General features: G+C 73.6%; 1 protein-coding gene and 1 pseudogene. Both read right to left on the reverse strand.

Annotation, left to right across the window (positions count from 1 at the left end):
• Positions 1 to 1,415, reverse strand: a 1,415-nt coding sequence (locus ACWEVN_RS46610; protein ID WP_452055551.1) for a type I polyketide synthase, incomplete at its 3' end; no start/stop codon positions are given.
• A 54-nt stretch (positions 1,416 to 1,469) separates the two neighbouring features.
• Positions 1,470 to 4,838 (reverse strand): annotated as a pseudogene (locus ACWEVN_RS46615) (acyltransferase domain-containing protein); the annotation flags it as partial.
• Positions 4,839 to 4,879: the final 41 nt, after the last annotated feature.

Here is a 4,879-nt window from a genome sequence, read left to right on the forward strand (position 1 = left end):
CCCGGTCGTGAGTGGAAAGGAGGGTTAGAACCCGCTTTTTCACTCACGAGGTCTTCGGGGGCTTCTTCGAGGATCATGTGCGCGTTGGTGCCGCTGGCGCCGAACGCGGAGATCGCGCCGCGGCGCGGGTGGCCGTTGCGCGGCCACTCGCGGCCTTCGGTCAGCAGCTCGATCGAGCCGGCCGACCAGTCGACCTGCGGGGTGGGCGCGTCGACGTGCAGGGTGGCCGGGAGCTGCCCGTGCCGCAGCGACTGGATCATCTTGATCACGCCGGCCACGCCGGACGCCGCCTGCGTGTGCCCGACGATCGACTTGACCGAGCCGAGCCACAACGGCGTCTCGCGGTCTTTCCCGTAGGTGGCCAGCAGGGCCTGGACCTCGATCGGGTCGCCGAGCACGGTCCCGGTGCCGTGCCCCTCCACGGTGTCCACATCGGACGGTGCGAGCCCGGCGGCGGCGAGGGCCTTGCGGATGACGCGCTGCTGGGCGGGGCCGTTCGGCGCGGTCAGGCCGTTCGACGCGCCGTCCTGGTTGACCGCGCTGCCGCGGATGACGGCGAGGACCTGGTGCCCGCGCTCGCGGGCCACCGAGAGCCGCTCCAGCAGCAGGACGCCGACACCCTCGGCCCAGCCGGAGCCGTCGGCGGCCGCGGCGTAGGACTTGCAGCGTCCGTCGAAGGCCAGGGCGCGCTGCCGCGCGAAGCCGACGAACCCGCCCGGCGTGGCCATCACGGTCGAGCCACCGGCCAGGGCCATCGAGCACTCGCCGCGGCGAAGGGCTTGTGCGGCAAGGTGGATCGCCACCAGCGACGACGAGCACATGGTGTCGACGGTGACCGCGGGGCCTTCGAGCCCGAGCGTGTAGGCGACCCGGCCGGAGGCGACGCCGCCTGCGGTGCCCAGCGCGCGCTCCAGGCTCATGAAGCCCTCGAACCCGCTGAGGTCGGGGGCGTAGTCCTGGTGGACGACCCCGGCGTAGACGCCGATGTCGCTGCCCCGCACCGAATGCGGGTCGATGCCGGCTCGTTCGAGGGTCTCCCAGGACACCTCCAGGAGCTGCCGCTGCTGCGGGTCCATGGCGAGGGCCTCACGCGGCGAGATGCCGAAGAACCCGGCGTCGAACTGGGCCGCGTCCTGCAGGAAGGCACCTTCACGCACGTACGTCGTGCCCGGGTTGTCGGGGTCCGGGTGGTAGAGACCCTCGACGTCCCAGCCGCGGTCCTCCGGGAAGCCGGTGTAGACGTCGGCACCTTCGGACACCACGCGCCAGAAGTCCTCCGGGCCGCGGATCCCGCCCGCGTAGCGGCAGGCCATGGAGACGATCGCGATGGGCTCCGCCGCGGCCGCGGTGAGCGCGGCGTTCTCCTGCTGGAGGCGGACGTTCTCCTTCAGCGAAGCGCGCAGTGCGTCAACGATCTGCTCGTTCGGCGCGGACATGTTCTTCCTCCACGATTCGTTCGCCATCGGCGGTCAGCTCGTCTGCCCGAGGGCCCGTTGCACGAGACCGGAGATGTCCAGTGCGTCGATCAGTTCTGCGTCGTCGGCGGTGGCCGGTGCGGGAACCTCCGGCTCCGGGCCGGTCTCCGCTTCGGCCAGGCCGAGCAGGGCTTCCAGGACGCCCGCTTCCTTGAACCGGGCGAACGGCACGGCCGCCAGGACCCGCCGGAGGTCGTCTTCCCGCCCGGCCAGCCCGTCGTCGGCCTCCCGGAGTAGCTCGACGCGCAGGTAGCCGACCAGCGCCTCCGGGGTGGGGTAGTCGAAGATCAGCGTCGCGGGCAGCTTGAGCCCGGTGGCCGCGTGCAGGCTGTTGCGGAGGTTGACCGCGGCCAGGGAGTCGAAGCCGACCTCCTGGAACGCCTGCCGCGGGCCGATGCCCTCGGCGCCGCTGTGGCCGAGGACCGTCGAGGCGTGCCCGCGGACCAGCTTCAGCAGGATGCGGTTCTGCTCGGCGTCCGGGACCGCCCGCAGGGAGTCCGCGAGCGACGCCGCGGTGTCGCCGTCCTCGCCGTCGTCCTGCGTCGCCTGGAGGATCGCCTTCGCTTCGGGGAGATCGGCGAACAGCGGGCTGGGCCGCACCGACGTGAACGCGGGGATGAAGGCACCCCAGTCCATGTCGGCCACCGCCACGGCCTTCTCGTTGCCCGCGACGGCCTGCACCATCGCGGTCACCGCCAGCGGCGGCGCCATCGGGAGGACACCGCGGCGGCGCAGCTGGGCGAGGGCGGCCTCGTCCATGCCGATGCCGATCTCGTCCAGGGCGCCCCAGGCGATCGACGTCGCCTTGAGGCCGCGGGCGCGGCGCCATTCGACCAGGGCGTCGAGGACGGCGTTCGCCGCGCCCGCCGGGCCCTGGCCGCCACCGCCCCAGATGCCGGCGATCGAGGAGAACACGACGAAGGCGTCGAGCGGGGTGTCCTCGAACAGCTGGTCCAGCCACACCGCGGTGGTCACCTTGGCGGTGAACACCTCGTCGAGGTCGGCCCGCCCGGTGTCGTCGACCGAGCTGGTCTGCGCGATGTCGGCGGCGTGCACCACCGCGGTGACCTCCGACGCCGCCACCAGCCGCGTGATCGCGTCCCGGTCGCCGTCGGCGCAGAACTCGACCGTGGTGCCGAATCCGGCCAGCTCGGCCCGCAGTTCTTCGACGCCGCCGGTGCCGGTGACGATGAGCCGCTCGGCGCCGGACTGCGCGAGCCAGACCGAGGCGTGCCGGCCGAGCCCTTCGGCCCCGCCGGTGACCAGGACCGTGCCGCGGGGTTCCCACTTGCCCGTCGCGGACTCCGGCACCGGCTTGCGGACCAGCCGCCGGCGGTAGCCGCCGGACCGGCGGACCGCGAGCTGGTCCTCGCCGCCGGCGCCGTTCAGGACCCCGAGCAGGGATTGGGCCGTGCGCGCGTCGATCGCGGCCGGCAGGTCGACCAGGCCGCCCCACCGGTCGAGGCGCTCCAGCGCGACGGCGCGGCCGAGGCCCCACACGGCCGCCTGGGCCGGTGCGGTGACGGCGTCCTGGATGCCGATGTTCACCGCGCCGGAGGTGAGGCACCACAGCGGCGCGGCGACGTTGGCGTCACCCAGCGCCTGGACCAGCGCGAGCGTCGACGCGGTGATCTGGGTGGCGTCCGCGGGCCCGCCGTCCAGCGCGAGCAGCGACAGGACGCCGGCGAGGTCGTTCACACCGCGCAACCGCTCGGCCAGCTGGTCCCTTGACGGTTCTTCGATCTCCAGCCGGACGAGGTCGAGGCCCTGGCCGGTCAGCTCCTTCAGCAGCGCGTCGGACGTGCCGGCCGGGACGACGGCGAGCCAGCGCCCGCCCGGCACGCCGGTGGCTTCGCGCTCCAGCGGCTGCCAGGTGACCTGGTAGCGCAGCTTTTCCGCGGTCGAGCATTCGCGACGCCGGTCGCGCCACCCGGCCAGCACGGGCACCACGGTGCTGAGCGCCCCGCGCTGCTCGGGCACCAGGTCGAGGAGCTCGGCCAAGCTGTCCACATCAGACTGCTCGACGGCGGTCCAGAACTCGGCGTCCACGCCTTCGGCGGCGGCTTCGGTGGTTTCGGCCTCGTGCAGCCAGAAGTGGCGGCGGTCGAAGGCGTACGTCGGCAGGTCGACCCAGCCGGCCGCGGGCAGCGTCGCGGCCCAGTCGACGGCCACGCCCCGGACGAACAGCTCGGCCGCCGAGGCCAGCAGGCGCCGGAGCCCGCCGTCTTCGCGCCGCAGCGAGCCGGTCACCACGGCGTCGTCGCTGATCTCGCTCAGCGGCTGGACCAGCACCGGGTGGGCGCTGATCTCGACGAACACGGTGTACCCCAGCCCGGCCAGGGCCGCGGCCGACGGGCCGAACCGCACCTGCTGCCGCAGGTTCCGGTACCAGTAGCCGCCGTCGACGACGCCCTTCTCGAGCCACGCGCCGAGAACGGTGGAATAGAACGGGATCTGCGGCGCCTGCGCGTCGATCCCGGCCAGGGTCCGGTCCAGGGTGCCGGCCAGGTCTTCGACGTGCCGGGTGTGCGAGGCGTAGTCCACCGCGACCCGCCGCACCCGGACACCGTCGGCTTCGAGGGCTCCGAGGGCCTCGTCCAAAGCCTGCGCGTCGCCCGCGATGACGACCGAGGACGGGCTGTTGATCGCGGCCACCTCGACCCGGTCCGCCCACGGCGTCAGCCGCGCGACCGCGTCTTCCTCGCTCAGCGCGACCGACGCCATGCCGCCGCGCCCGGCCAGTTCCGCGGCGATCGCCTGGCTGCGCAACGCGACCACCTTGGCCGCGTCGTCCAGGGACAGCGCCCCGGACACGCACGCGGCGGCGATCTCGCCCTGCGAGTGGCCCAGCACGGCGTCGGGGACGACACCCAGGGAGTCCCACACGGCGGCGAGGCCGACCATCATCGCGAAGCTCGCGGGCTGCACGACGTCGACGCGGTCCAGCAGGTCGGCGTCGCCGCGCAGGACGTCGAGCAGTGACCAGCCCGTCCACTGCTCCAGCGCGGACGCGCAGTCCTTGATCCGCTCGGCGAACACCGGCGACGAGTCCAGGAGGTCCCGGCCCATGCCGAGCCACTGCGAGCCCTGGCCGGGGAAGACCCAGACGACCTTGCCGGGCTTCCCCGCGGTCCCGGTCACGACACCGGGGGCGTTCTCGCCGCGGGCCAGTGCCTGCAGGCCGTCCTGGGCCTCGCCGGCCGAGCCCGCGATGACGACCGCGCGCTCGTTCAGCGTCGCGCGGCCCGAGACCAGGGCCTTGGCCACCCCGGCCGGCGACTCGTCTTCGAGCACCGCGGCGAGCCGCCCGGCTTGCCCGGCCAGGGATCCGGTGCTGCGCGCGGACACCACCAGCGGCACCACAGCCGGTCGTGAGTGGTAAGGCGGGTTAGAACCCGCCTTAC

It is taken from the genome of Amycolatopsis sp. NPDC003861, assembly GCF_053605405.1.